Below are 25,821 nucleotides of genomic sequence, written 5' to 3' on the forward strand. Positions count from 1 at the left end.
ACCCGGGTTCGAGGGGTCCGCGCTTGTCCGCCCCGCACCACGCGGGAGGACCAGGTCTTCACCCGGGGCACCCCACCGCGGAGGAGGGTTGCCGGCCAGCAAACCGGGGTTTAGCGCTGGCACTCAATACCTTGGCGAAAACCATAGCGGACGACCCGCCGCGAACGCGAGTGGGCGCCCGGGGAATGAGAGCGTCGTCACCCCCGGGCGGGAATCCCCAAGACCCGGCGGCTACTCCTCCCCCGTCACCCCCTTCCAGCGGGCGTAGCGGCCGGCGCGGTCGACGGCGCGGATGCGGGTCTCGGTGGCGGCCCTGGCCCGCTGGGTGGCGACGATCAGGATCTGGTCGCCCTGCTGCAACCGGGTGGTGGACTCGGGGGTGAACCCGCCGCCCGCCCGGGCGACCAGGCTGACCGTGGCGCCCGGCGGCAGGCGCAGCTCGGAGAGGTAGACGCCGTGCAGCTTGGAGCCCTCGGGGATGGTCACCTGGAGCAGTTCCGCGTCCAGTTCGTCGAGGGTGGCCGCGTCGACCTCGACCTCCTTCGGGCTGGCGCCCGCGCTGAGCCCGAGCAGCCGGGCCAGGAAACCCAGGGTGGTGCCCTGCAGCAGGGTCAGCACGATCACCAGGACGAAGACCGCGTCCACCAGCTTCTGCGCGCCCGGCAACCCCTGCGACAGCGGGATCATGGCCAGCACGATCGGCACCGCGCCGCGCAAACCGGCCCAGGAGAGGAAGACCTGCTCCCGCCATGGCATGCGGAACGGCAGCACCGAGATCAGCACCGAGACCGGGCGGGCCACGAAGGTGAGCACCGCGCCCGCGACCAGGCCGGGGACCAGCGCGTCGAGCAGCCGGTCCGGCGAGGCGAAGAGTCCCAAGAGGACGAACAGGCCGATCTGCGCCAGCCAGCCCATCCCCTCGGCGAAGGAGACCGTGTCGGAGCGGTGCGGCAGCTTGGAGTTGCCGAGCACCAGCGCGGACAGGTAGGTGGCCAGCAGGCCCGACGCGTGCACGACCTGGCCGCAGGCGAAGGCGAGCACGCACACCGCGACGGTGGCCAGCGGGTAGAGGCCGGTGGCGGGCAGCGCGGCGTGGCGCAGCGCCTGGGCGCCGAGCCAGCCGAGCGCCAGGCCGATGAGCGCACCCGCGCCGAGTTCGTAGAGCGCGGTCAGCGACAGCAGCCAGTCCACGCTGTCGGAGGAGGCGAGCACCACCACGGCGATGTAGCTGGGCGCGTCGTTGATGCCGCTCTCCAGCTCCAGCGAGCCGACCAGCCGCCTGCTGACCGACAGCGAGCGCAGCACGCTGAACACCGCGGCCGCGTCGGTCGAGGCGAGCACCGCGCCCCACAGCAGCGCGTAGCGCCACTCGAAGCCCAGCAGCCAGTGCAGGCCCGCGCCGGTGATGCCGACGGTGACCACAACGGCCACTGTGGACAGTGCGATCCCGGGCAGCAGCGCGGGTTTGACCTCGCGCCAGCGGGTGGTCAGCCCGCCCTCGGCGAGGATGAGCACGAGCGCGGCCAGACCGAGGGACTGGGTCAGCTCGGCGTTGGAGAACTCGATGCCGAGCCCGGACTCGCCGATCACCAAGCCCAGGGCCAGGTACAGCAGCAGCGAGGGCAGGCCGAGGCGGACCGAGAACCGGACCGCGAGCACCGCCACGAGCAATACTGCCGCGCCGATCCCCAGCGCGTTGGTCAGCTCGTGCACGCCACCTCCCGGCCGTAACCCGTCTCGCGTCGGAACCATTGTCCCTTGCCGACCCGGAAGCGCTCGCACCGGGCAAAGCGGTCACGGTTCGCGAGCACCGGAAGCCGGTCACCGGGGTCGCGCGCCGGCGCCGTCGTTCACGCGCCCGCGTCGAGCAACCGGTCCAGTGTGGTCTCCGCGTTCGGCGGAACCGGGTCGATCTCCACGACCTTGTCCCGCCCCCGCTCGCCCACCGCGATCACCACGTCCCGCGGCCGCGCCCCGAACGCCGCCGCGAGCGCGCGGCGGACCGCCTCGTTCGCCTTCCCGTCGACCGCGGGCGCGGCGACCGCGACGACGAGCGCGCCGTCGGACCACCGCCCGCCGACGGCCGCCCGGCGCGCGCCGGGCTTGACCCGGACGCCGAACCGGAACCCCATCAGCCGATCGGTCCACAGTGGAGCGTCCAGGGCCGGACGCGGGGCGGGTTCACGAACGCACCCTAGCGGCGCCCCGGGGCCGGACTCGTCGCCGGAGTCCGGTCATGGGGTGATCGGATTCCCGGAAGTGGTGAACCGGACCTGAGATGATCTACGCGGAAGGCCCCGCCGGTGCACCCGAACGGCCCAAGCCGGGCTGCGCCGTCACCCGTAAGGACCTTGCCGTTCGCCACGGAAAGTTGCACTGCGCAATTGCGTGACTACCGGTCTAACATGGGTCGATCAGCGCGCGGCCCCCGGACCCCCGGCCGACGTCCCGCCGGATCACCCACCGAAGGAGGTTCCGGCTCGCACCCGGCCCACGGGCCGGGTCCGCCGAGCGGGCAGTCCCATGACCTCACGACGCCTGAGCGTGGAGACCCCCGACCACTTCCCGGACCGGATCCCCGACCCGCTCGGCGCCACCACGTGGCGCGCCGCGGCGCTGGCCCGCACCCGGGCGCTCGACCGCGAGATCCTGGCCACCGCCGGGCTGCTGGCCGTGACCGCGTCGGCCGCGGTGCTGCGGCTGGCGGCGGCGGGCGCGCCCGCGCAGCCCGGCGAGGGCCGCGCGGTGGCGCAGACCTTCGCCGTCGACTCGCTGGGCACGCTGCTCGACTCCCGGACCTCGCCGCTGGCCTGGCTCCAGGTCGGCGGGTACACCGCGGCCACCGACGCGTTCGCCCGGCACACCTCGGCGCTCGGCGCCGCGCGCGAGCCGATGGTCATCGCCGCGGCGGGTGCCGCGCTGCTGCTGTGGGTGCTGGCGCGCCGGATCGGGCTGAGCGTGGCCACGGCCACGGCGGCGGTCGCGGTCACCGCCGCGGCGCCGCTGGCGGTGGGACTGCAACTGGGGGCGCGGCCGGAGAACGTGGCCGTGCCGTGGCTGCTGGCCGGGACCGCGCTGCTGTGGACCTCGCGCAGGCACCGCAGGCTGCCGCCGGACCTGTGGGGCACCGCGTTCCTGGTGGTCGCGGTGATCACCGCGCCGGTCGCGGCGGTGTTCGTGGTGGTGACCGGGTCCTGGTTGGTGTGGCGGCGCGGGCGGCGGCGGTTGTCGCTGATGCTGGCGTGCCTGTTCGCGCTCGGGACGGGCATCGGGCTGGGCGCCTCGGCCGCGCTGAGCGGGCTGCGGGTGGCCGCCGAGGGCCCGGCGGCCGGGGACTGGGCCCGGGTCGACCCGGTGTTCGTGGTGGCCGGGCTGCTCGCCGCGGCCACCGGGCTGCTGTCCCACCGGTTGCGCCCGCTGGCCGCCGGGGTGCTGGCGATGGCCGCGGTCGCGGCGGTGCCCGGCGGCCCGGGGTCCGGGGCGCTGGTGGTGGTGGTCGCCCCCGCCGCGCTGCTGGTCGCGGGGGTGGTGGAACGCGCGGTCCGGCACCGGCTCACCGGGCCCCGGGTCCGGCCGCACGCGCTGCGGCTGCCCGTGGTCGCGCTGGCGGTCGCGGTGGTCGCCGCGGCCGTGCCCGCGTGGCTGACCGGGCTGCGGTCGGTCGTCGGCACGGCGAGCGACCCGGCACCCGGCGCCGCCGCGGCGCGGTGGGTGCGCGACAACCTGCCCGGCGCGGTGATCGCCACCGACGGCATCACCTGGGCGGACCTGGTGCGCGGCGGCCGGTCGCCCGAGATCACCGTCCGCACCCTGGATTGCCCGGAGGACTGCCTGTCCCGGTCGTGGCTGGTGATCACCCCGGTGGCGCGCGCCGCGTTCGCGCGCCGACCCGCCCTGGCCGAGGCCGCCGCGGCGGGCGAGGTGGTGGCGGCGTTCGGCGGCGGGGCGGACCGGGTGCTGGTCCAGCGGCCCGCGGCCGACGGGGTGGTGGCGGCCGGTGAGGCCGGGGCGCGGTCGCGGGCGGGTGCGGCGGTGGCCGGGTCCAACCGGCTGACCGCGCCGGGGGACGTGCACGAGGCGTTGCGCGAGGGCCGCGCCGATCCCCGCGTGCTGACCGCGCTGACCGCGCTGTCCGCGACCCGACCGGTGCGGGTGGCGGCGCTGCCCGCGGTCGCGGGTGAGGACGCGGCCGAGCAGCCGCGGCGCCAAGTCCTGCTGACCGCCGCGGGGGAACCGGCCGAGCAGCTGGCCCTGTTCTTCACCAGCCAGCACGGCGTCTTCCGCCCGGATTCGGTCCGCACCACCCCGGAGGGCGTCCTGGTCCGCTACCCGGCGGGCGTACCGGGAGGGCTCCTGCTGCCCTTCGACAACCCCTGAGCACCCGGTCGCCGCGCGGACCCCCCTTGCGCCACACGCCGCCTGCGCGATGGACCCGGTGACCCACCAAGATCAACCGACTACCCGATCCCCACCGGCTGCCCGGAAAGGAAACCCCGCGATGCGCGTCGCAGGCGCGATGGTCGCCGTTCTCGCCCTGCTGGTACCCCGGCAGGCCGCCGCGCAACCCGCCCAGGGTTGGGTGCGGCTCGGGCACCTCTCCCCCGCCGCCCCGCCCGTCGACGTCCACCTCGCGCCGTTCGGCGGCGCCGACGAGGTGCTGGTGCGCAAGGCGGGCTACGGCGCCGTGACGCCCTACACCGCCCTCCCGGCGGGCGCGTACACGGTGTCGATGCGCGCGCCGGGGACCGGTGCCGACACCCCGGCCGCGCTCAGCGCCACCGTGCGGATCACGCCCGGCACGGCGTACTCCCTGCTCGTCTTCGCCACGGGCCCCGGGGGCGCGCTGCGCGAGGACCTCGTCATCGACGACCTGTCCGCGCCGCCGCCGGGGACCGGCAGGCTCCGGCTGGTCCAGGGCAGTCCGACGCTGGCCCCGGTGACCGCCGAGGTCGGCCTGCCGGGGTCCGCCGCCGAGGCGCGGCTGGCCGACCGCGCGGCCTACGGGCTCACCGGCCCGTACACCGACCTCGCCGAGGGCCGCTACACCGTCCGCCTGCGCGGCGGGTCCGCCGAGCCCGCGGAGACCACCGTGTCCGTCGACGTCCGCGCGGGCAGCGCCACCACGCTGCTGGCCACCGAGACCGGTGGCGCGCTCACCACCACGGCGCTCGTCGACAGCGCAGGCGCCGCGGCCACCCCGCTGCGCGGCGTGGAGACCGGCGCGGGCGGGACCTCCGTCGCGGAGCCGAGGTTCTGGCCGACCACGGCCGTGATCCTCGCCCTGATCTGCTGGTTGCTGCACCGGCCGCTGCTGGCCGCGCGCAGGCACCACCGGCGCGCGCCCGAGTGACCGCTGTGGACACCCCGGGCCGCCTGCTCGCGGCGCTCACCGCGGTCGCGCTGACCGCGTGCGCCCCCGCCCCCGCGCCCGCCCCACCCCGGGCACCGCTGCCCGGGCCGGCGCCGCTCACCGCCGAGCGGGTGCGGCCCGTCGGGCTGCGCATCCCGGCCATCGGGGTCGACGAGTCCGCGCTGGTCCCGCTCGGGCTCACGGCGGGCGGCGAGCTCCAAGCGCCCGCCGACTTCGCCCGCGTCGGCTGGTTCACCGGCGGCTCCGCGCCGGGCGACCCCGGTCCGGCCGTGCTGGCGGGCCACGTCGACTCCCGGAACGGGCCCGCGGTGTTCGCCCGGCTGCGCGAGCTGCGCCCCGGCGACCTGGTCGAGGTGCGGCGCTCGGACGGTGCCGACGCGGTTTTCGCCGTCGACACCGTCCAGCGCCACCCGAAGGACGCCTTCCCCACCGGGGCCGTCTACGGCCCGGTCCCCGGCGCGGCCCTCCGGTTGATCACCTGCGGCGGCGTGTTCGACCGCCGCCGGTCGTCCTACCGGGACAACGTCGTGGTGTTCGCGTCGCCGTCCCGCTGATCCCGCCCGGTTCGTCCGGTCCATCCAACCGGACCGACCGATCCGCGCGCCCGCTACCCCAGTCCGCCGAGGAACGCGCCGGTCACCGACACCGCGGGCGCCGACGTGCCCGCGTCCTCGACCAAGATCGCGAACGCCACGTTCCCACGGTAACCCGCGAACCAGCCGTGGGCTTGCGCACCACCGCCGAACTGGGCCGTCCCGGTCTTGCCCGCCACCGCGCCGTACCCGCGCAGCGCCTTGCCGCTGCCCGCGGTGACGACCTCGCGCATCATCGATTGCAGGTTGGCCACGACCGCGCCCGACGGTCCACGGTACCCCTTGCGGACCACGGTTTTGGTATCGACGAACAGCTGCGGGGTCACCGCGCCGCCGTGGGCGACCGTGGCCGACATCAGCGCCAGGCCGAACGGGCTGGCCTGCACGGTGCCCTGGCCGATCGAGTTCTCCACCTGCGCCGCCGTGCTGTCGGCCGCGACGACCTTGCCCGCCTGGGTGGTCAGCCCGGGCACCTCGAAGTCGGCGCCCAGGCCGAGCTGCTCGGCCGCCTTGGGCAGCGCGTCCATCGGCAGCTTGGTCGCCAGGCCCGCGAAGGTGGTGTTGCAGGAGTCGGCGAACGCCTTGTGCAGCGGCACGTCGCCGTCGTCGAAGCCCGCGTTGCGGATGGTCCGCTGGCCGAACACCGCCGACCCCGGGCACGGCAGGACCGTGTTGACGTCCGCGGTGCCCGAACCGAGCACCGCGGCGGCGGTGGCGACCTTGAACGTCGACCCCGGCGCGTAGAGCCCGTTGAGCGCCTTGGGCGCCGACCCGGCCGCCTGGTTCTGCGCGACGGCCAGGATGCCGCCCGTCTTGGAGTCGATCGCGACCAGGTACGCGGGCTTGGACACCGAGTCGACGGCCTCCTGCGCCGCGTACTGCGCCTTTACCGACAACGTCGTCTTGACCGGCCCCTTGGCGGGCTTGACCACGCCGAACAGGTTCTCGATCTCCTTGCCGCCCGCGTCGAGCAGGGCCACGCGCACCGCGGGCTCCGCGGTGCCACCGTTGGTCGCTCCGCCGCCCGCCGAGTCGGTGGCGGCGAGGGCGCGGGTGAGCAGCGGGGCGAAGTCGCCGCTGTTCGGGATCTCGACGCCGTCACGATCCACCTTCCCCTGCGCCGAAGCGGAGTCCAGCACGACGACGAACCGGTTCCCGTCCACCAACTTCGGGTGGACGATCGTGGGCATCCAGTGCACGACCCAGGCGCCGTTCGGCGCCTTCACCATCGGCAGCTCGCTGGAATACGCCCACGACTGACTCCTGAGCGACCAGGTGAACCGCAACCCGGCGGTGGCGCGGTCCCCCACCTCCGCGGGCTGGGTGACGACCTCGACCTGCACGCTCTTGGCGTCGACCGTGCCGACCAGGGCCTGCAACCCCTTGGTCGCGGCGGCCCGGTCGTCCGTGTACATCCCCGCGCTGACCAGGTTGTCCGCGCTGATCGCCGTGGCGAAGTCCCGCGCGACCTCCGGTGCCGAAACTGGCAGCACGGGTGGGGCCTCGGTGGTCGTCGTGAACGCGGGCACCTCCGGCGCCGCGGTCTCCTTCGGCGGCTCCGCCTTACCCGGTACCAGGAAGAAGACGGCAGTGGCGATCAACGCCACCGCCACGACCCCGCTCAGCACCAAAACCCAACGTTTGCGCGTCGTGGACACGCCTACCCCCAAATCCCCCAAAGAACACGCGACTATCGCGCGAACGGGGAACACCTTGCCAGGAACCGGCTTTCCCCGACCGGATCGGCCGGGGAAAGCCACCTTTCCGACGCCTTCTCGTTACGCCTTGCGCACATTCACACGCACGAGCAGGCCATCTCCGACAGTGCCGGAGACACCGTCACCCGCGCCGACGCCCGCGAATTCGACCACATCGGCCAAGGTCTCGCCCGCCACGTATTCACGGTATTCCCGAATAGGCGCCTCGGCGTCCGGCGCGGCCGAAACGTCGACGGTCAAGGCAATCCGGTCCGAGACCTGCAACCCGGCGTCCCGGCGGGCCTGCTGCACCAGGCGCACCGCGTCGCGGGCCACGCCCTCGGCGGCCAGCTCGGCGGTGACCCCGGTGTCGAGCACGACCAGGCCCGAGCTCGCGGGCAGCTCGGCGGTGGCGCCCGCGTCGGTGGCCACCAGCCGCCGCTCGTACTCGCCCTCCAGCAGCTCGATGCCCGCCGCGACCACGGCCCCGGTCTCGGTGGTCGACCACTCGCCCGCCTTGACCGACCTGATCACCTTCTGCACGTCCGGACCCAGCCGCGGGCCGCAGGCGCGGGCGTTGACCGCCAGCTCGAAGTGGCCGTGCGCGGCCACGTCCGTGGTCAGCTCCACCGCCTTGACGTTGACCTCGTCGCGGATCAGGTCGGTGAACGGCGCCAGCACCTCGGCGTCGTCCGCGGCCACCAGCAGCTTCGCCAGCGGCAGCCGCACCCGCAGCTTGTTGGCCTTGCGCAGCGCGAGCGCGGCCGAGCAGACCTGCCGCACCCGGTCCATGCCCGCGACGAGCGCGTCGTCACCGGGCAGGTCGTCGGCGGCGGGCCAGTCGGTCAGGTGCACCGAGCGACCACCGGTGAGACCGCGCCAGACGACCTCGGTGGTGAGCGGCAGCAGCGGCGCGGTCACCCGGGCCACGACCTCCAGCACGGTGTGCAGGGTGTCGATGGCGTCGGTGTCGCCGTCCCAGAACCGGTCCCGGGAGCGGCGCACGTACCAGTTGGTCAGCACCTCCAGGTACTCGCGCACGGTCTGGCAGGCGCCGGAGATGTCGTAGTTGTCCAGCGCGGCGGTCACCGACTCGACGAGCTGCCGGGTCTTGGCCAGCGCGTACCGGTCGAGCACGTGCGGCGAGTCGGTGCGCCAGGTGCCCTCCTTGCCCTCGGCGTTGGCGTAGAGGGCGAGGAAGTAGTACGAGTTCCACAGCGGCAGCACCGCCTGCCGCACCGCGTCGCGGATGCCGCGCTCGGTGACGACCAGGTCGCCGCCGCGCAGGATCGGGCTGGCCATGAGGAACCAGCGCATCGGGTCCGACCCGTCGCGGTCGAAGACCTCGTTGACGTCCGGGTAGTTCTTGAGCGACTTGGACATCTTCTGCCCGTCGTCGCCCAGCACGATGCCGTGCGCCACGCAGTTGACGAACGCGGGCCGGTCGAACAGCGCCGTGGCCAGCACGTGCATGGTGTAGAACCAGCCGCGCGTCTGGCCGTTGTACTCGACGATGAAGTCGCCCGGGTAGTGGTCCTCGAACCACTCGCGGTTCTCGAACGGGTAGTGCACCTGGGCGAAGGACATCGCGCCGGACTCGAACCAGCAGTCCAGCACCTCGGGCACCCGGCGCATGGTGGACTTCCCGGACGGGTCGTCCGGGTTGGGCCGGGTCAGCTCGTCGATCGCCGGGCGGTGCAGGTCGGTCGGGCGCGCGCCGAAGTCGCGGGCCAGCTCGTCGAGCGAGCCGTAGACGTCCACGCGCGGGTGGTCCGGGTCGTCCGAGACCCACACCGGGATCGGCGAGCCCCAGAACCGGTTGCGGGAGATGTTCCAGTCGCGGGCGTTCTCCAGCCACTTGCCGAACTGGCCGTCCTTGATGTGCCCCGGCACCCAGTTGATCTGCTGGTTCAGCTCGACCATCCGGTCCTTGAACCGGGTGACCGCGACGAACCACGACGACACCGCGCGCTGGATCAGCGCGTTGTCGCAGCGCCAGCAGTGCGGGTACGGGTGGTCGTAGGTCTCGTGGCGCAGCAGCAGCCCCGCGTCCTTGAGGTCGCGGATGATCTGCTTGTTGGCGTCGAAGACGTGCACGCCCTCGTACGGCGCGACCTCGGCGGTGAACCGGCCGTGCGGGTCCACCGGGATGACGACCTCGATGCCCGCCGCGTCGGTGACGAGCTTGTCCTCCTCACCGAAGGCGGGGGCGATGTGCACGACACCCGTACCGTCCTCGGTGGTCACGTAGTCCGCCGCCAGCACCTGGTGCGCGTTCTCGCGGCCGACGAAGAAGTCGAACGGCGGCCGGTAGCGGGTGCCCAGCAGGTCCGCGCCCTTGTAGCGCGCCAACACCTCCGGGTCCTCGCCGAGTTCCCGCGCGTACGCGCCGACGCGGGCCTCGGCCAGCAGGTAGCGCTTCTCACCCGCGGACACCACGACGTAGTCGACGTCCGCGTGCACGGCGGCGGCCAGGTTGGACGGCAGCGTCCACGGGGTCGTCGTCCACACGAGAGCCTCGACGCCGTCGAGGTCCGTGCCCGGGGCGATCAGCCGCAGCCCCACCGTGACCGCCGGGTCCTGCCGGTCGCGGTAGGTGTCGTCCATCTTGGTCTCGGTGTTGGACAGCGGCGTCTCGCAGCGCCAGCAGTACCAGAGCACGCGGAAGCCCTCGTAGACCAAACCCTTGTCGTACAACGACTTGAAGGCCCACATGACCGACTCCATGTAGTCCAGGTCGAGGGTCTTGTAGTCGTTGTCGAAGTCGACCCAGCGGGCCTGGCGGGTCACGTAGTCGCGCCACTGGTCGGTGTAGCGCAGCACCGAGGTGCGGCAGGCGTCGTTGAACTTGTCGATGCCGAAGGTCTCGATGTCGCTCTTGGACGAGAAGCCCAGCTGCTTCTCCGCCTCCACCTCGGCGGGCAGGCCGTGGGTGTCCCAGCCGAAGCGGCGCTCGACGTGGCGCCCGCGCATGGTCTGGTAGCGCGGTACCAGGTCCTTGACGTAGCCGGTCAGCAGGTGGCCGTAGTGCGGCAGGCCGTTGGCGAACGGCGGGCCGTCGTAGAAGACGAACTCGTTGGCGCCGTTGTCGCCCGCGGGGCGCGCCTCGACGGACGCGGTGAAGGTGCGGTCGGTGGACCAGTAGTCCAGGACCGCGGTCTCCAACTCGGGGAACGACGGCTGGGCGGGCACGGTCGGCTCGCCGGAAAAGGCCCTGGGGTAACCCATGGGTGGTACTCCTCGTACGGATCGGTCGGACCCACACGGGGACGACTCGCGCGGACCTCGTTGCCCTCGCGCGCCGCGGTACCACCCCGCTTGCCGCGGGCTCGACGCCCGCGACCACTCGTTCGTCCGGCTGTCACGGGCCGGTCCCGTCCGGTTCTACTGGGGCTGACGCCCGTTCTTCCGGAGGCTCCCCGGTGATAGCCGGATCAGCGCCATGTGCCCTCGAGTCTAACCCTCGTCCGCAACCGGCTTTGCCGCGCGGTCGACCGCCACCCGGATGAGCAGGTACAGGACCACCGCGTTGAGCAGGTGCCAGGCGAAGTGCGTACCGAGCGGGAAGCCGCCGCAGACCCGGGAGTCGACCGTGCGCAGCGCGAGGGACACACCGAACACCACCGCGGTGCCCGCGAACCACAGCGCGTAGGCGCGTTCACCGCGCACGGCCAGGATCACCGCGAACGCCACCATGCCGAGCAGCGCGGGCAGGTACGCGCCCGCGCCCGCCAAGGCGCCCCCACCCGCGATCAGGTTCACCAGCACGGCGAACCCGACGAACAGCGGGCAGCCCAGCCAGGCCCACCGCCACGGCAGTTCGAGGAACAGCTTCGGGAACACGACCACGTACGTGATCATGAAGACCAGGATCGGCGTCACGTCCATCGCCGCCGCCCACCGCGTCGCCACAGTGTGGAAGGTGAAGCTCCCCAGCGCGATCGCCACCAGCACCACTACGAGCGCCCGCACGCACCACGGCGCACCCCGGCGCCGAACCTCCCTATAGGCGAAGAAGGCCGCGACCAGGAACGCCGCGTTCGTCCACGCGTTGACCGGCTCGGACCAGAACTCAGGCCCCGTGCGCTCGCAGTAGGCGTCCACCGGCATCGCGGTCACCCTTCCGGTTGGTCCTGTTCCCCAGGCAGGGCCTCATCGAACACCGCAGGCCGGAAGACACGCCAGACCGCCGCGGTCAGCACGACCATGGCCACCCCGGCGACCCAGAACGGCGCGGTGATGCCGTACCCCCGTGCGATAAACCCACCGACCAGTGACCCGATGCCCGCACCACCGATGATCAGCAACATGTAGACGCTGCCGACCCGACCGCGCAGGGCCTCCGGTACCGCTCGCTGCCGCGCCGAGGTCAGCACCACGCCGAACACCGAGCCGTGCACCCCGAACACCAGGATGACCGCGCCTGCGACCCACGGGTCCGTGGTGGTGGCCAGCAGGAAGTGGGTCGCGGTCTCGATCACCAGCCCGACCCGCACCAGCGGGCTGTCGCCGAAGCGGCGGCGCAGCCACGGCGCCACCGCGGACCCGATGAGCCCGCCCGCGGCGGTCGCGGCGAACAGCAGGCCGAACCCGACCTCGTCGAGGCCGAGCCGCTGCTCGGCGTAGAGCACGAGGATCGCCAGCGTCGCCATCAGCAGCACGTTCATCAGGCACAGCGACACCGCCATCGCCCGCAGCAGCCGGTGCGACCACGCCCACCGCACGCCCTCGGCGATCTCCGCGCGGATCCGGGTGCCCGCCGCGCGCGGGCGCGGCGGCGGCCGGTGCCGCAGGGTGCCCGCGACCACCGCGCCGACCAGGAACAGGCCCGCGTCCACCCAGAACGGCAGGGCGACCGCGACCGCGAACAGCGCGGCCCCCATCGGCGGGGCGACGAGCATGTTGCCGACGATTCCGACCGCCTGCTGCCGGGCGTTGGCGGTGGGCAGCGCGGCCACCGCGACGATGTCGGGCACCAGCGCGCTGGCCGCCGTGTCGACCAGCGTCTCGGCGGTGCCCAGCAGGAAGAACACCGCGTAGACCAACCACACGGTGAGCGCGTCCACGGCGATCGCGGCGACCAGGACCCCGATCAGCGCGGCGCGGAAGGCGTTGACCGCGACCAGCACGCGGCGCCGGTCCCAGCGGTCCACCAGCGCGCCGCTGACCAACGAGAACAGCAGCCACGGCAGGTTCTGCGCGAACGCGGCGGCACCGATCGCGACCGGGTCGCGGGTGAGCGAGGCGACCAGCAGCGGCCCGGCGGCGATCACCACGCCGTCGGCGAGGTTGGTCGCCGCGGAGGACCACCACAACCGGGTGAAGTCGGGCCCGGGGCGGGTGTCGGTGGTCACATCGGCCATCAGCCCAGGATGCCGACGCCCCCGCTCCCGTGGGGGAATTCGGGGGTGACGCCGGTCACCCCGCGTCGGTGGGGCGCGGCTGTCGGGGACCCCGGCCCTCGCGGTGCCGGGCGGCGAGCACGGCGTCCGGGGTGCAGATCGCGCAGGGGGTGAACCCGAGTTCCCTGGCCTCGGCGGCGGGCAGGGTGATCGACGGGCGGGCGCCCAGCCACGCGCAGCGCGGCAGGTGGTAGCGCGGCCGCTCGTCGAGGACCCGCACGTCGACCCGCAGGTCGGCGACGATCAGCAGGTCCGCCGCGTCGGTCGCCTCCTCCGGCGGCTCGCGGTCCGGGTCCAGGTTGGTCGGGAGGTCGGCGAGCGCGACGGGCTCGTGCTGCCCGGAGTCCTCGAACCGCGACGGCGGCGCGTGGAAACCCGTGGCTTCGAGCTGGTCGTCGCCGATGTCCGCGGACCGGCTGCCCGAAGTCCGACTGCCCGAAGCCGGACTGCCCGGGGTCTGGCTGCCCGGGGTCTGGCTGCCCGAGGTGTACCCGACCGGGGTCCGGTTGTCCGGGGCCCGCTCCGGCGGCGCGTCCGCGCCGAGCCAGGCGAGATCGCCGGACGGCGGTCCCTGGTCGGTGAACGGGTCGACGTCGAGGTCGTCGCGGTCCGCGGCGGCACCCGTCCCGGCGGGGGACGAGGCGATCCCGGTGTCGCGGGTGGCCGTCGGTTCGGCGTCCGCGGCCGCCCGGCGTCGGCGGCGGGCGCCGACCCAGTCGACCACCAGGATCACCGCGGCCACCACCGAGATGGTGACCGAGATCCAGGCCCACAGCGTGTTGGCCGTGGTGAGCGCGGCGATCAGCAGCCCGAGGGCGGCGAGCACCAGCAGCAGGACGAGGGCTAAGACCATGGGTCCGCAGCCGAACGGCCCCGGGCGCGGTGAGCGGGGCGGACCGGGTTCACCCGGTCACACCACCCCCGCGCCCGAGCCGTCAGCCAGCCTCGGCCCGGGGGCCGAACGAGTAGCCGCTCTGCTGCCCCGCGCGCGCCTCGGTGGTCGGCGCGGCGGAACCCCGGTCGCCCAGCTCACGCAGGCTGGACTCCAGGAAGGTCTTCAGGCGGGTGCGGTACTCGCGCTCGAACGTGCGCAGCTCGTCGATCTTCTTCTCCAGCGTGGTGCGCTCGGCCTGCACCGCACCGATGATCTCGGTGTGCTGGCGCTGGGCGTCGCGCTCCAGCGTGGTGGCCTTCTCGCGGGCCTGCCGCTCCAGCGTGTCGGCCCGGGTGCGCGCGTCGTTGAGCATGGTCTCGGCGCGGGTGCGCGCCTCGTTGACCATGGTGTCGGACTTCGCCCGCGCCTCGGCCAGCATGCCGTCGGCCTCGGCCTTGGCCTCGCCGGTGAGCCGGTCGGCCATCTCCTGGGCCAGGCCGAGCACCTTCGCCGCCTGCACGTGGTGGTCGCCGCCACCGCCGGGGCTGGTCTGCTCCAGCGAGCTGGGCGGCGGGACCGGCTGCAGGCGCCGGGGCTCCTCGGGGGCCCGCACGGGCGCCACGGAGGCGCTGGAACGGGCGTCCTCGAGGTCGGCGCGGGCCGACTCGAGCTGCGCGTCGAGCTGCTCGACCTGCGCGCGCAGGTCGTTGTTCTCCTCGATCAGGCGGGACAACTCCACCTCGACCAAGTCGAGGAACGCGTCCACCTCGTCCTCGTTGTAGCCCCGCTTGCCGATGGGAGGCTTGCTGAACGCGACGTTGTGCACGTCAGCGGGGGTCAACGACATCTGATCACCTCACGCACTCCAGGGCTGCAGGCACCCAGGTTTCCCCGTCACCTGGGATACGCCAGTCGCATCAGAATGAACACGACCAACAGCAGCACCATAATCGATAGGTCCAGGCCGACGCCGCCGATCCGGATCGTCGGGATGAGCCGACGAACCAAACGCACCGGAGGGTCGGTCACTGTGTAGATGGTCTCCAGCGTCACCGCAACCCCACCCGCCGGACGCCACTCCCTGGCGAACATCCGGACCATCTCCACCACGACGCGCGCGGTGAGCAGCAGCCAGAAGGCGAAGAGCACCCAATAGAGGGCGAGGAGCAGTGGTTCCACGGGTCAACTCTGCCATCACTCAGCTCCGGGAGGCGAATCCACCCTCGGCCAGCCTGCGCTTGTCCTCCGCCGTCGGGTCGACGTTCGGCGGTGAGATCAAGAACACCTTGTTGGTGACCTTGTCCATGGCGCCGCGCATGGCGAACGCGAGCCCGGCGGCGAAGTCGACCAACCGCTTGGCGTCCGCGTCGTCCATCTCGGTCAGGTTCATGATGACCGGGCGGCCGTCGCGGTAGTGCTCGCCGATGGTCCGCGCCTCGATGTAGCTGCGCGGGTGCAGCGTGACGACCCGGCCGAGCGGGTACGCCGCAGGCGCCTGCGGCTCGGGCGCGCGGGTGCGCGGTCCCGGGTCGCGGCGGGCGTCCACGGCCAGCGCCCCGTGGGTCTGGGCGCCGTGGTTGCCGGTGTCGGCCTGGGCCGCGGGCGACCACACCTGCCGGGGCCGGGGCCGCTCGGCGGGCTCGTAGTCGTCCTCGATCTCGTCCCGGTAGCCGGGGCGCTGCTGCCCGCCGAACCAGCGGCGGCGACCGCCCTGGTACTCGTCGAACTCGTCGTCCGCGGCGTACTCGGGGCGGTGGTAGCCGCGCCGGTCGTACTCCTCGGCGTCGTAGTCGTCGAGCTCGTCGGCCGGGACCATGCCGAAGTAGGCCTTCAGTTTCTGCAAGGTACTCATGGCGTTCCTCCGACTCCCCGAGCGTGGCCCAGCGCTTGCGACTACCACGTCCCGGTCGAACTCAACCCGGGCGGCCGACACTGGTCCTGTCCCGGCCGATCTTGCCCATCGGGGACCGTTCTTGCTATGGGGAGGCTAACCCGCGGCCCCCCAGCAGGGCGGTTCCGACACGCACGCACGTCGACCCGTACTCGATCGCGTCCTCGAGATCGTTACTCATGCCGCAGGACAGCTCGACGGCCGAGGGGAACTCGGCCCGCAGCCGCCCGGCCGCATCCGCAAGACGTGCGAACGCCGCCCGGGGTTCTGTGCCCAGCGGCGCCACGGCCATGATCCCGCGGAGGCGAAGATCACTCGATCGAATTACCCGCTCGGCGAGCTCCGGGAGCCCGTCGAGTGGGCAGCCGCCGCGCGCGGGGTCGCCGTCGATGCTCGCCTGGAGCAACACGTCGAGCGGCGCGGTCCGCTCGCCCGCCGCGATCGCGTTGGCCGCGGCGCGGCCCAGCGCCTCGGCGAGGCGGTCGGAGTCCACGGACTGCACCTCGGCCGCCCAGCGCACCACCGCGCGGGCCTTGTTGCGCTGGAGGCTGCCGACCATGTGCCAGCGCGGGGCCGCGCCGGGGCGCAACGCGGCCACCTCGTCGGTCTTGGGCCCGGCCTCCTGCTCGCGGTTCTCGGCGAGGTCGCGCACACCGAGGTCGAGCAGCGCGGCGGCGTCGGCGGCGGGGAAGGTCTTGGTGACGGCCAGCAGCCGCACCCCGGCCGGGTCCCGGCCCGCGCGGGCGCAGGCGGCGTCGACGCGGGCGCGGACCTCGGCGAGGTTGGCGGCGATCTCGGCCGCGCGGCCGGTGTCCCGGTCGGTCACGGCTCCACCCAGGTGACCGCGGCCAATCGCCCAGTGGTCCCTTCCCTGCGGTGGCTGAACAGCGCGCGCTCCTCGTTCGTGCACCGCGGGTCGATGCCGATGCGCGCCACGCCCGCGTCGGCGAGCTGGCGCCACAGGCCCGCGCGCAGGTCGAGCCCCGGGGTGCCCTTGCGGGTGCGGCAGGCGCTGCCGGGCACGTGGCGCTCCACATCGGCCTGCATGTCGGCGGGCACCTCGTAGCACTCGCCGCAGATCGACGGCCCGAGCAGGACCTCCAGCCTGCGCACGTCCGCGCCCGCCTCGGCCATCGCGGCCAGCGCGGCGGGGACGACGCCGATCCGGGCACCGACCCGGCCCGCGTGCACGGCCGCGACCACACCCGCCTCGGGGTCGGCGAGCAGCACCGGCACGCAGTCGGCCACCAGCACGACCAGCGCCAGGCCGGGCTCGGCGGTGACCACGGCGTCGGTGGCCTCCAGCTTGTCCGGGGCGGGCTCGCGCACGACGGCGGCGGTGCGGCCGTGCACCTGCTCCATCCACACGAGACGCTCGGCGGGCAGCCCCAGCTCCCCGGCCAGCCGCGCGCGGTTGGCGGCCACCGCGGCCGGGTCGTCCCCGACGTGGTCGCCGAGGTTGAACGACTCGTACGGCGGCGCGGACGCCCCGCCCTCCCGCGTGGTGACCACCCGACGAATCCGCACCCGTGCTCCCGTCCCTCGTCCGTGCCAGCCAACTTAGCGCGCACACGCCGAAGACCCCGGCGTGGGCCGCCGGGGTCTTCGGTCTGTCTCCGAGCGCGCTGTCCGGCCGCTTACCGGCGCATGAACGGCGGGACGTCGACCTCGTCGTCCGGGTCCTCGGTGACCGGCACGTGCCTGCCGCCGATCCCGCCCTGCCGCGCGGCCTGGTACTCCCCCGCCCGGTAGGAGCTGGGCTCCGGCTGGACCTGTGAGTGCTGCTGCGGCAGGTGCACCGGCTGCGGCGCCTGCTGCACCGGCTGGACGTGCTGCGCCTGCTGGACCGGCTGCGCGTGCTGGGTGTGCGCGGGCTGGACCGGCTGGACCTGCTGCACCGGCGCGGGCTGGTAGGCCTGCTGGGTCACCTGCGGCTGGGGCGGCTGGACCTGCTGCACCGGCGCGGGCGCCTGCTCCACGGGCGCGGGGGCGACCGGCGCCTGCGCCGCGGTGTTCGACGCGGCGCCCGCCCGGGACCCGAAGGCCGTCGGGTCGAGCTTCTTGTGCGTCGGGCCGCCGCTGTCGAAGCCCGCGGCGATCACCGTGACCCGGACCTCGTCGCCGAGGGAGTCGTCGATGACCGTGCCGAAGATGATGTTGGCCTCGGGGTGCGCGGCCTCCTGCACCAGCGACGCCGACTCGTTGATCTCGAACAGGCCGAGGTCGGAACCGCCCGCGATGGCCAGCAGCACGCCGTGCGCGCCGTCCATCGAGGCCTCCAGCAGCGGCGAGTTGATGGCCTTCTCGGCGGCGGTGACCGCCCGGCCCTCGCCGCGCGCGGACCCGATGCCCATCAGCGCGCTGCCCGCGCCGGACATCACGGACTTGACGTCGGCGAAGTCGAGGTTGATCAGACCCGGGGTGGTGATCAGGTCGGTGATGCCCTGGACACCGGAGAGCAGGACCTCGTCGGCGGAGCGGAACGCGTCCATCAGGCTCACCCCGACGTCGCCGAGCTGCAGCAGCCGGTCGTTCGGGATGACGATGAGCGTGTCGCACTCGTTGCGCAGCTCGGTGATGCCGTCCTCGGCCTGCCGGGCCCGGCGCTTGCCCTCGAAGGAGAACGGCCGGGTGACCACGCCGATGGTCAGCGCACCGAGCTTGCGCGCGATGGAGGCGACCACGGGCGCGCCGCCGGTGCCGGTGCCGCCGCCCTCGCCCGCGGTCACGAAGACCATGTCGGCCCCCTTGAGGACCTCCTCGATCTCCTCGCGGTGGTCCTCGGCGGCCTTGTGCCCGACCTCGGGGTTGGCGCCCGCGCCGAGACCGCGGGTCAGCTCGCGGCCGATGTCGAGCTTGACGTCGGCGTCCGACATCAGCAGCGCCTGCGCGTCGGTGTTCACCGCGATGAACTCGACGCCCTTGAGGCCGACCTCGATCATCCGGTTGACGGCGTTCACGCCGCCGCCACCGATGCCGACGACCTTTATCACGGCGAGGTAGTTGTGCGGGGGCGTCATCGAAGCCGCCTTCCTTTTCGTGGTCCTGCTGTGCGGATCCGGACCCTCGACCTCAACCAGAGAGTGAGAGTTATGTCAACCCCGGACCTGGCAAGGAAGGTATGCACAGGACTCGCCGCGATCCAGCCGCCACGCCGTGGGAGGTCCCGGTTGTTCGTCACCGACCGTGCAAGATCACCGTTTCACTCGCCCGTGGCGCCGTCCAGCAATTCGCGGATGACGTCGAGGTGGCCCGCGTGCCTGCCGGTCTCCTCGATCATGTGCAGCAGCACCCAACGCGGGTTGAGGCGCTGGTCACCGCGAAAGGGGACGGTGTCGTCGAGCGCCAGTCCGGCGATGATCTCGCGGCTGCGGGCGCACTGCTCGGCGTAGTCGGCGAGCAGTTGGTCCAGGGTCAGTTCGGCGGCGATCTCGAACTCGCCGTCCGGGTGTTCCTTGCTGTAGGGGGCGCGGTCGGGGTTGCCCGCGAGCGCGGTGTCGAACCAGTAGGCCTCGACCCAGCGCAGGTGCGAAAGCAGTCCGGCGACGGTCATCAGCGGCGAGGGCAGCACCGAGCGGTGCGCGTCCGCTTCGGACAGGCCCTCGGACTTCCGGGCGATCGTGGCGCGGAGGAAGTCGAGGAAGGCGTTGAGCTGGTCGAGTTCGCCGCCCGCGTAGGGCGGGGCGACTCGGGTATCCGGTGCGGTCATGCGGCGGAGTCTGGCGGACCGGGACCGGTGGCGCACCCGGGTTTAGCGATCATCCATTCCGGACACCGCACGGTCGGGACGCCCGCGCCTAGGAGATGGTCGGGAAGTCCGGGGCGGCCACGTCGAAGGTCTTGCCCTCCTGGGACAACAACGCGGCCAGGACGGCGGATTTGCGCCGGGTGTTGTCCGAGTCGCCCCACTTGACCGCGCGGCCGTCGGCGAGGTTCAGGCGGATGTCGCTGGGCGTGCGCGCGGTGACCGACACGACCTGCTTCGACAGCTGCGGCGGGATCGCGGCCAACACCGTCACCGCGCCCCTGGTCGCCTGCTCGCCGCCGGAGTCCAGCGTCGGCAACCCGGCCGGTGGCGCCTTGAGCACGCCGTAGTCGACCGCGGCCGCGTCGAGCAGGTGGGCGCCGTCGTGCGCGACGACGACCGCGACCGGGGTCCGCTCGGTGATCGCCACCTCCAGCGTGCCGGGGAACGACCGGCGCACCTCGACCGTGCCGACCCTGGGCAGCTGCCGGATCCGGGTGGCCACCTCGTCGGTGTCGACCCGCACCAGCGGCGTGCCGCTCTCCACGGCCGCCGCGGCGCGGACCTCGTCCGGGGTGAGCCCCTGGACACCGGTCACCTCGATCGCGCGCACCCCCAACACCGGGGTGAAGAACACCAGGCACACCACGACGGTGACCACCGCCATGGTGCCCAGCACCGCCCACCGGCGGGTGGACAGGACCGGCAGCGCGGTCGCGGTCCGCACCGGTCGGCGCGCGGCCTTCCGGCGTGGCCCGCGCCGCGCGCGGCCACCCACCCGCCCGGGGGCGGCGCCGGTCACGGGGTGCCCGACCCGGGTTCCAGGGCGGCGAGCACCTCGGGGCCGAGCATGGTCACGTCGCCCGCGCCCATGGTGAGCACCAGGTCGCCCTCGCGCACGAGCCCGGCGACCAGGCCGGGTACGCGGTCGAAGGCGGGTTCGTAGTGCACCTGACCGGCGGGCAGGTCGACGGCGTCGGCGACGAGCGCGCCGCTGACACCGGGCTCGGGCTCCTCGCGGGCGCCGAACACGTCGAGCACGACGACCTCGTCGGCCAGGGACAGGGCGGCGCCGAACTCGCGCGCGAACGTCTTGGTGCGCGAGTACATGTGCGGCTGGAACACCACTACGACGCGCCCGTCGCCCGCGGCGGGCCGGACCGCGCGCAACTGGGCGTCGACCTCCGTGGGGTGGTGGGCGTAGTCGTCGTAGACGCGCACCCCCGCCGCCGCGCCCTTGTACTCGAACCGCCTGCGCACGCCGCCGAACGCGGCGATGCCCGCGCCCAGCCCGGCCAGCGGGGCGCCCAGCTCCAGCCCGGCCAGCAGCGCGGCGAGCGCGTTGCCCGCCATGTGCTCACCGGGCACCGCGACGCCCAGCTCGATCTCCTGGCCGTCCAGCGACACCCGGGCCAGGCCACCGCCGTCGGCGGGCCGGTAGTCCAGCAGCGTGGCGTCGCCCGGCGCGGTGGCGGCCCGGCCGTAGCGGCGCACCCGCAGGCCCTTGGCGGCGGCCCGCGCGGCCAGCGCCACGGCACCGGGGTCGTCCGCGCAGGTGATCAGCACACCGCCGGGGGCGAGCCGGTCGAGGAACCGGTCGAACACGGCCACGTAGGCGTCGACGGTGCCGTGGTGGTCGAGGTGGTCGGCCTCGACGTTGGTTACCACCGCGACCGACGGGGTGAAAGCCAGGAACGACCCGTCGCTCTCGTCGGCCTCGGCGACGAAGATCCCGCCGGTGCCGTGGTGGGCGTTGGCGCCGGACTCGTTGAGGTCGCCGCCGATGGCGAACGACGGGTCCAGGCGGCAGTGCTGCAACGCCACGGTGAGCATCGACGTGGTCGACGTCTTGCCGTGGGTGCCCGCGACGCACGCGACGCGGTGCCCCGCCATCAGCGCGGCCAGCGCCTCCGACCGGTGCAGCACGGGCAGGCCGCGCCGCCGCGCCTCGACCAGCTCCGGGTTGGTCTCCTTGATCGCGGTGGACACCACGACCGCGGTGGGACCGCCGGGCAGCAGGTCGAGGTTGTCGGCCGCCTGCCCGACGGCGATGCGCGCGCCCTGGGCCCGCAGCGTCAGGAACGCGCGGGTCTCCTTGGCGTCGGAGCCGGACACCGCGTGGCCGCGGGCGAGCAGGATGCGGGCGATGCCGCTCATGCCCGCGCCGCCGATGCCGACCAGGTGCGCGCGGTCGAGCGGGTCGACCTGGCGCGCGCGGTCGAGCGGGCCGCTCACGACGAGCGGCCCGAGTGTTTGAACGCCGCGTCGAGGACCATGCGGGCCAGCACGTCGGCGGCCTCGCGGTGCCCGGTGCCGCGCGCGGCGGTGGCCATGTCGACCTGCCTGCGGTGGTCGGTGAGGATCGGGACGACCAGCTCGGCGACCTTCGACGGGGTGAAGTCGGCGTCGTCGACCAGCAGCGCGCCGCCGTTGCGCACGACCGGCTTGGCGTTGTGCGCCTGCTCGCCGTTGCCGATCGGCAGCGGCACGTAGACGGCGGGCAGGCCCACCGCCGACACCTCGGCCACCGTCATGGCGCCCGCCCGGCACACGACGGCGTCGGCCGCCGCGTAGGCCAGGTCCATGCGCTCCAGGTAGGACACCGTGACGTACGGCGGCCTGCCGGGCACCGACTGCACCGCGAGGGTGTGCTTGGGGCCGTGCGCGTGCAGCACGCCGATGCCCGCGTCGGCCAGGTCGCGCGCCGCGCCGGAGACCGCGTTGTTGATCGTGCGGGCGCCCTGCGAGCCGCCGAACACCAGCAGCGTCGGGGCGTGCGGGTCGAGGCCGAAGAACTCCCGGGCCCGGGCGCGCAGCGCGGCCCGGTCCAGGTTGATGATCGACTCGCGGAGCGGGATGCCGATCACCTCGGCGTCGGGCAGGCCGGAGTCCTCGACGGCGACCGCGACCCGCTCGGCGAACCGGGCGCCGACCTTGTTGGCCAGGCCGACCTTGGCGTTGGAGTCGTGCACGATGATCGGCACCCGGCCGCGGGCGGCCAGGTAGGCGGGCAGCGCCACGTAGCCGCCGAAGCCGACCACGACGTCGGCGCCGACCCGGTCGAGCACGTCACGGGTGGTCTTGACCGCCGAGCGCACGCGCAGCGGCAGCTTGAGCAGGTCGAAGTTCGGCTTCCGGGGCATGGGGACGGGCGGGATCATCTCCAGCGGGTAGCCGCGCGCGGGGATGATGGTCTTCTCCAGGCCGCGCTCGGTCCCCAGCGCGACCACTCGGGCGTCCGGGCGCAGCCGCCGGACCGCGTCGGCCAGCGCCAGCGCGGGCTCGATGTGCCCGGCCGTGCCACCCCCCGCGACCACCACGCACGGGCCCTTGCGGGTCGGCTGACTCCCACCGGTGGGACCAACGGTCAACGACGTCCTCCTTTAGGTGCCCGCGGGTTACCGCGGGTTGCCTTCTGCCGGGCCTGGGGCGCACCCGCCCGGCTGTATCCCTGTCGTTCCGGGGCCCGCCTGCGACCCTCCGCCTGCGGCACGTTCCGACGGGGCGGAACGCCCCCGCGCCGGTCGGCGCCCCGCGGCGGGGCGGTCGGTCGGGCGGGCTTGCGCTTCTTGGGCGGCTGGTACGGGTCCGGCGCGGGCAGCTTCATGAGCTTGCCGAAGCGCCCCGGTCCCTGCGAGCGTAGCGCCGACACCGCCTCGGGCTCGTGCCGCGCGCAGTTGGCCAGGATGCCGAACACCATCATGGTCACCACGACCGAGGTGCCACCCGCGGAGATCAGCGGCAGCGTGATGCCGGTGACCGGCAGGATCCCGATCACGTAGCCGATGTTGATCGCGGCCTGGGCCACCAGCCACACCGTGAGGGTGGCGGCGACCATGCGGATCCACGGGTCGATGTTGCGGGTGGCGATGCGCATGCCGACCACGGCCAGCATCGCGAACAGGCCCAGCACGGCCAGGCAGCCGACGAAGCCGAGCTCGTCGCCGATGAGCGCGAAGATGAAGTCGTTGTGGATGTTGGGCAGGAAGTTCCACTTGGACGGTCCCTGCCCGAGGCCCCGGCCGAAGAACCCGCCGTCGGCCAGCGCGAGCTTGGCCTGCTGGGCCTGGAACGCCTTGCCGCTGAGGTCCTTGTCCGGGCTGAGGAAGCTCAGCACGCGGTCGAGGCGGTAGGTGGTGCCGACCGCGAGGAGCGCGACGCCCGCGATGCCCCCGGCGGCGAGCGCGCCGAAGAGCCGCATCGGGGCGCCCGCGAACCACAGCAGGGCGGTGAGCACGATGCCGAGGGTGATCGTGCCGCCGAGGTCGGGCTGGAGCATGACGAGCGCGAACATCAGCAGCGCCACCGGGAGCACGGGCACCAGCAGGTGCCGGTACTTGTGCAGCACGGCCTTCTTGGTGACCAGCACGTGCGCGCCCCACAGCGCCAGCGCCAGCTTGCACAGCTCGATGGGCTGGAAGGAGATGGGGCCCAACCGGAACCAGCTCTGCGCGCCGTTGCTCTTGACGCCCAACGGGGTCAGCACGACCGCGAGCAGCACCAGGCCCACGACGATCGAGGACGGGCTCAGCGCGCGGATGCGGGCCAGGGGGACCCGCAGGCACACCCAGAACAGCACCGCGCCGATGAGGACGTAGAGCAGCTGCTTCTTGAAGACCGTGTAGAGGCCCGCGCCGGTGTTGAGCGACACCACCGGCGACGCGGACAGCACCATGACCAGGCCGAGCACGGTCAGCAGCGTGAAGATCGCCAGCACCACGTGGAAGGAGGCCAGCGGCCTGCCCAGCCAGCCGGTGAGCGCGACGCGGATGGCGCTGACCCGGCGGGGGACGCGCGAGGCCCGCCGCGGCCGGGCGGGCGCGGTGTCCGGGACGGCGACCATCACCGACCCCCGGCGGGGCCGCTGTCCCTCTCGCCGCGCCACCGGTCGACCGCGGCGACGAACGCGTCGCCGCGGTGGGCGTAGTTGGCGTACATGTCCAGGGAGGCGGCGGCGGGCGCGAGCAGTACGACATCACCCGATCGTGCCATTGCGCCTGCCGCGCGGACCGCTGCGATCATGGCCTCATCGTCTCCCGGAGCCACCCGCTCGACGGGGACATCCGGGGCGTGTCGCGCCAGTGACGCGGCGAACACGCCCGCGTCCGCGCCCAGCAGCACCACCCCGCGCAGCCGCCCGGCGACCCGCTGGACCAGGTCGTCCACGCTCGCGCCCTTGAGCTGGCCGCCCGCGACCCACACCACCGACCCGAAGGCCAGCAGCGAACCGGCGGCGGCGTGCGGGTTGGTCGCCTTGGAGTCGTTGACGAACTCGACGCCGTCGACGGCGCCCACCGGGACCGCGCGGTGCGCGCCGGGCACGAAGGCGCGCAAGCCCTCGCGGACGGCCTCCGGCGGCACGCCGTGCGCGCGGGCGAGCGCGGCGGCGGCGAGCGCGTTGGCGACGTTGTGCGGTCCGGCCGGTCGCACGTCGGCCAGCGCGGCGAGTTCCTCGGCCGCGTTGGCCGGGTCGGCGACGAGAGCCCGGTCCACCAGCAGGTCCTCGACGAGCCCGAGCTCACCGGGCCGGGGCACGCCCAGGCCGAAGCCGACCCGGGTGCCGTCGTGCTCCGCGGCCAGTCGGGTCGACCACTCGTCGGCGAGGTTGTGCACCACGGTTTTGGCGCCGTTGTGCGCGCGGCCCTTGGCGCGCGCGTACTCCTCTAGGGACCCGTGCCAGTCGAGGTGGTCCTCGGCGACGTTGAGCACCACCGAGGCTTCCGCGCGCAGGGAGGACTGCCAGTGCAGTTGGAAGCTGGACAGCTCCACTGCCAAGACCTCGTGCCCGGCGCGGATGGCGTCGACCACGGGCAGGCCCACGTTCCCGCACGCGACCGCGTTGAGACCGGCGGCCTTGAGGATCGACTCCAGCATGCAGACGGTGGTGGTCTTGCCGTTGGTGCCGGTCACGACCAACCACGCGGGCGGTTCCGGCAGCCGGGCCGACATCCGCCAGGCCAGCTCGATCTCGCCGATCACCTCGACGCCCGCGGTCGCGGCGGCGACCAGCAGGGGGCTGGTCGGGTGCCAGCCGGGGCTGGTGACCACGAGGTCGGTGCCCGGTGGCGGTTCGGCCAGGCCCGGGACGAGCGCGGCGCCGGTGTCGGCGAGTTCGGCCAACCGGTCGGCGTTCGCGTCGGTCACGGTGACCTCGGCGCCCATCGCGACCAGCGCGGCGGCCACCGAGCGCCCCGTCACCCCGGCACCGGCCACCAGGACCCGGCGACCGGTGACCAGGCCCGCCCAAT

Annotated in this window: 22 protein-coding genes and 1 riboswitch; of the genes, 3 read left to right on the forward strand and 19 right to left on the reverse strand. The window is 73.7% G+C overall.

Going from position 1 to position 25,821, the window contains the following annotated elements:
* Positions 1–14: 14 nt before the first annotated feature.
* Positions 15–131, reverse strand: a riboswitch (SAM riboswitch).
* Positions 132–231: 100 nt separating this feature from the next.
* Complete coding sequence (locus V5P93_RS27255) at positions 232–1,713, reverse strand: potassium/proton antiporter (RefSeq protein ID WP_245931319.1); 1,482 nt, start codon at positions 1,711–1,713, stop codon at positions 232–234.
* A 137-nt stretch (positions 1,714–1,850) separates the two neighbouring features.
* Positions 1,851–2,132, reverse strand: coding sequence for a DUF167 domain-containing protein (locus V5P93_RS27260; protein ID WP_104479649.1), 282 nt, complete (start codon positions 2,130–2,132; stop codon positions 1,851–1,853).
* A gap of 391 nt (positions 2,133–2,523) precedes the next feature.
* Between V5P93_RS27260 and V5P93_RS27265 the strand changes: the two genes are divergently transcribed.
* The 3 genes from V5P93_RS27265 (at position 2,524) to V5P93_RS27275 (ending at position 5,925) form a co-directional block, all read left to right on the forward strand.
* Positions 2,524–4,377 carry a glycosyl transferase gene (locus V5P93_RS27265; RefSeq protein WP_146108045.1) on the forward strand — a complete coding sequence of 618 codons (1,854 nt, stop codon included), beginning with the start codon at positions 2,524–2,526 and terminating at the stop codon, positions 4,375–4,377.
* 121 nt (positions 4,378–4,498) lie between these two features.
* Positions 4,499–5,350, forward strand: a complete 852-nt coding sequence (locus V5P93_RS27270; RefSeq protein ID WP_181043526.1) for a DUF4397 domain-containing protein — start codon at positions 4,499–4,501, stop codon at positions 5,348–5,350.
* Positions 5,347–5,925, forward strand: a complete 579-nt coding sequence (locus tag V5P93_RS27275) for a class F sortase (protein ID WP_245931318.1) — start codon at positions 5,347–5,349, stop codon at positions 5,923–5,925. The genes V5P93_RS27270 and V5P93_RS27275 overlap by 4 nt, the downstream gene beginning before the upstream one ends.
* A 53-nt stretch (positions 5,926–5,978) precedes the next feature.
* Here V5P93_RS27275 and V5P93_RS27280 read toward each other — a convergent pair whose 3' ends face one another.
* The 17 genes from V5P93_RS27280 to murD all read right to left on the reverse strand — a co-directional run bounded on the left by V5P93_RS27280 (position 5,979) and on the right by murD (position 25,810).
* Positions 5,979–7,592 carry a penicillin-binding transpeptidase domain-containing protein gene (locus V5P93_RS27280; protein ID WP_374065092.1) on the reverse strand — a complete coding sequence of 538 codons (1,614 nt, stop codon included), beginning with the start codon at positions 7,590–7,592 and terminating at the stop codon, positions 5,979–5,981.
* Between the two features lie 150 nt (positions 7,593–7,742).
* Positions 7,743–10,889 carry an isoleucine--tRNA ligase gene (gene ileS, locus V5P93_RS27285; protein ID WP_104479645.1) on the reverse strand — a complete coding sequence of 1,049 codons (3,147 nt, stop codon included), beginning with the start codon at positions 10,887–10,889 and terminating at the stop codon, positions 7,743–7,745.
* 228 nt (positions 10,890–11,117) lie between these two features.
* A complete protein-coding gene (locus tag V5P93_RS27290) occupies positions 11,118–11,771 on the reverse strand; it encodes a hypothetical protein (RefSeq protein ID WP_104479769.1) in 654 nt (217 codons plus the stop codon).
* 5 nt (positions 11,772–11,776) lie between these two features.
* Positions 11,777–13,024, reverse strand: a complete 1,248-nt coding sequence (locus V5P93_RS27295) for an MFS transporter (RefSeq protein WP_104479644.1) — start codon at positions 13,022–13,024, stop codon at positions 11,777–11,779.
* A gap of 55 nt (positions 13,025–13,079) precedes the next feature.
* A complete protein-coding gene (locus V5P93_RS27300) occupies positions 13,080–13,916 on the reverse strand; it encodes a hypothetical protein (RefSeq protein WP_104479643.1) in 837 nt (278 codons plus the stop codon).
* An 82-nt stretch (positions 13,917–13,998) separates the two neighbouring features.
* Positions 13,999–14,784 (reverse strand): DivIVA domain-containing protein, encoded by a 786-nt coding sequence (locus V5P93_RS27305; RefSeq protein ID WP_104479642.1) that lies wholly within the window; start codon positions 14,782–14,784, stop codon positions 13,999–14,001.
* Positions 14,785–14,831: 47 nt separating this feature from the next.
* The gene (locus V5P93_RS27310; protein ID WP_104479641.1) at positions 14,832–15,116 is read right to left on the reverse strand and encodes a YggT family protein; all 285 of its coding nucleotides are present in this window, start codon (positions 15,114–15,116) and stop codon (positions 14,832–14,834) included.
* Between the two features lie 19 nt (positions 15,117–15,135).
* Positions 15,136–15,789 carry a cell division protein SepF gene (locus V5P93_RS27315; protein WP_104479640.1) on the reverse strand — a complete coding sequence of 218 codons (654 nt, stop codon included), beginning with the start codon at positions 15,787–15,789 and terminating at the stop codon, positions 15,136–15,138.
* A 124-nt stretch (positions 15,790–15,913) separates the two neighbouring features.
* Positions 15,914–16,654 carry a YggS family pyridoxal phosphate-dependent enzyme gene (locus V5P93_RS27320; protein WP_245931316.1) on the reverse strand — a complete coding sequence of 247 codons (741 nt, stop codon included), beginning with the start codon at positions 16,652–16,654 and terminating at the stop codon, positions 15,914–15,916.
* The gene (gene pgeF, locus V5P93_RS27325; protein ID WP_104479639.1) at positions 16,651–17,355 is read right to left on the reverse strand and encodes a peptidoglycan editing factor PgeF; all 705 of its coding nucleotides are present in this window, start codon (positions 17,353–17,355) and stop codon (positions 16,651–16,653) included. Before pgeF ends, V5P93_RS27320 begins: the two co-directional genes overlap by 4 nt.
* A 110-nt stretch (positions 17,356–17,465) precedes the next feature.
* Positions 17,466–18,848, reverse strand: coding sequence for a cell division protein FtsZ (gene ftsZ, locus V5P93_RS27330; protein ID WP_104479638.1), 1,383 nt, complete (start codon positions 18,846–18,848; stop codon positions 17,466–17,468).
* A 182-nt stretch (positions 18,849–19,030) separates the two neighbouring features.
* Positions 19,031–19,537: a DinB family protein gene (locus V5P93_RS27335; protein WP_104479767.1), complete on the reverse strand. Its 507-nt coding sequence runs from the start codon at positions 19,535–19,537 to the stop codon at positions 19,031–19,033.
* Between the two features lie 88 nt (positions 19,538–19,625).
* Positions 19,626–20,300 carry a cell division protein FtsQ/DivIB gene (locus V5P93_RS27340; RefSeq protein ID WP_245931315.1) on the reverse strand — a complete coding sequence of 225 codons (675 nt, stop codon included), beginning with the start codon at positions 20,298–20,300 and terminating at the stop codon, positions 19,626–19,628.
* 71 nt (positions 20,301–20,371) lie between these two features.
* Positions 20,372–21,808, reverse strand: coding sequence for a UDP-N-acetylmuramate--L-alanine ligase (gene murC / locus V5P93_RS27345; RefSeq protein ID WP_104479636.1), 1,437 nt, complete (start codon positions 21,806–21,808; stop codon positions 20,372–20,374).
* Positions 21,805–22,944, reverse strand: a complete 1,140-nt coding sequence (gene murG, locus V5P93_RS27350; protein ID WP_104479635.1) for an undecaprenyldiphospho-muramoylpentapeptide beta-N-acetylglucosaminyltransferase — start codon at positions 22,942–22,944, stop codon at positions 21,805–21,807. Before murG ends, murC begins: the two co-directional genes overlap by 4 nt.
* Positions 22,941–24,416, reverse strand: coding sequence for a putative lipid II flippase FtsW (gene ftsW / locus V5P93_RS27355; protein ID WP_104479766.1), 1,476 nt, complete (start codon positions 24,414–24,416; stop codon positions 22,941–22,943). Before ftsW ends, murG begins: the two co-directional genes overlap by 4 nt.
* On the reverse strand, positions 24,416–25,810 hold the full coding sequence (gene murD / locus V5P93_RS27360; RefSeq protein ID WP_104479765.1) for a UDP-N-acetylmuramoyl-L-alanine--D-glutamate ligase: 1,395 nt from the start codon (positions 25,808–25,810) through the stop codon (positions 24,416–24,418). The genes ftsW and murD overlap by 1 nt, the downstream gene beginning before the upstream one ends.
* Positions 25,811–25,821: the final 11 nt, after the last annotated feature.

The organism is Actinokineospora auranticolor (genome assembly GCF_041897805.1).
In the GTDB taxonomy this organism is placed as follows: Bacteria; Actinomycetota; Actinomycetes; order Mycobacteriales; family Pseudonocardiaceae; genus Actinokineospora; species Actinokineospora auranticolor.

What these genes read in the sequence shown, in the direction of transcription:
- V5P93_RS27295 (WP_104479644.1), bottom strand. Translation starts at nt 13,024, where the DNA reads ATGGCCGATGTGACCACCGACACCCGCCCCGGGCCCGACTTCACCCGG.
- ftsZ (WP_104479638.1), bottom strand. Translation starts at nt 18,848, where the DNA reads ATGACGCCCCCGCACAACTACCTCGCCGTGATAAAGGTCGTCGGCATC.
- V5P93_RS27265 (WP_146108045.1), top strand. Translation starts at nt 2,524, where the DNA reads ATGACCTCACGACGCCTGAGCGTGGAGACCCCCGACCACTTCCCGGAC.
- V5P93_RS27305 (WP_104479642.1), bottom strand. Translation starts at nt 14,784, where the DNA reads ATGTCGTTGACCCCCGCTGACGTGCACAACGTCGCGTTCAGCAAGCCT.
- V5P93_RS27335 (WP_104479767.1), bottom strand. Translation starts at nt 19,537, where the DNA reads ATGACCGCACCGGATACCCGAGTCGCCCCGCCCTACGCGGGCGGCGAA.
- V5P93_RS27290 (WP_104479769.1), bottom strand. Translation starts at nt 11,771, where the DNA reads ATGCCGGTGGACGCCTACTGCGAGCGCACGGGGCCTGAGTTCTGGTCC.
- V5P93_RS27260 (WP_104479649.1), bottom strand. Translation starts at nt 2,132, where the DNA reads ATGGGGTTCCGGTTCGGCGTCCGGGTCAAGCCCGGCGCGCGCCGGGCG.
- V5P93_RS27300 (WP_104479643.1), bottom strand. Translation starts at nt 13,916, where the DNA reads ATGGTCTTAGCCCTCGTCCTGCTGCTGGTGCTCGCCGCCCTCGGGCTG.
- V5P93_RS27270 (WP_181043526.1), top strand. Translation starts at nt 4,499, where the DNA reads ATGCGCGTCGCAGGCGCGATGGTCGCCGTTCTCGCCCTGCTGGTACCC.
- ileS (WP_104479645.1), bottom strand. Translation starts at nt 10,889, where the DNA reads ATGGGTTACCCCAGGGCCTTTTCCGGCGAGCCGACCGTGCCCGCCCAG.
- ftsW (WP_104479766.1), bottom strand. Translation starts at nt 24,416, where the DNA reads ATGGTCGCCGTCCCGGACACCGCGCCCGCCCGGCCGCGGCGGGCCTCG.
- V5P93_RS27315 (WP_104479640.1), bottom strand. Translation starts at nt 15,789, where the DNA reads ATGAGTACCTTGCAGAAACTGAAGGCCTACTTCGGCATGGTCCCGGCC.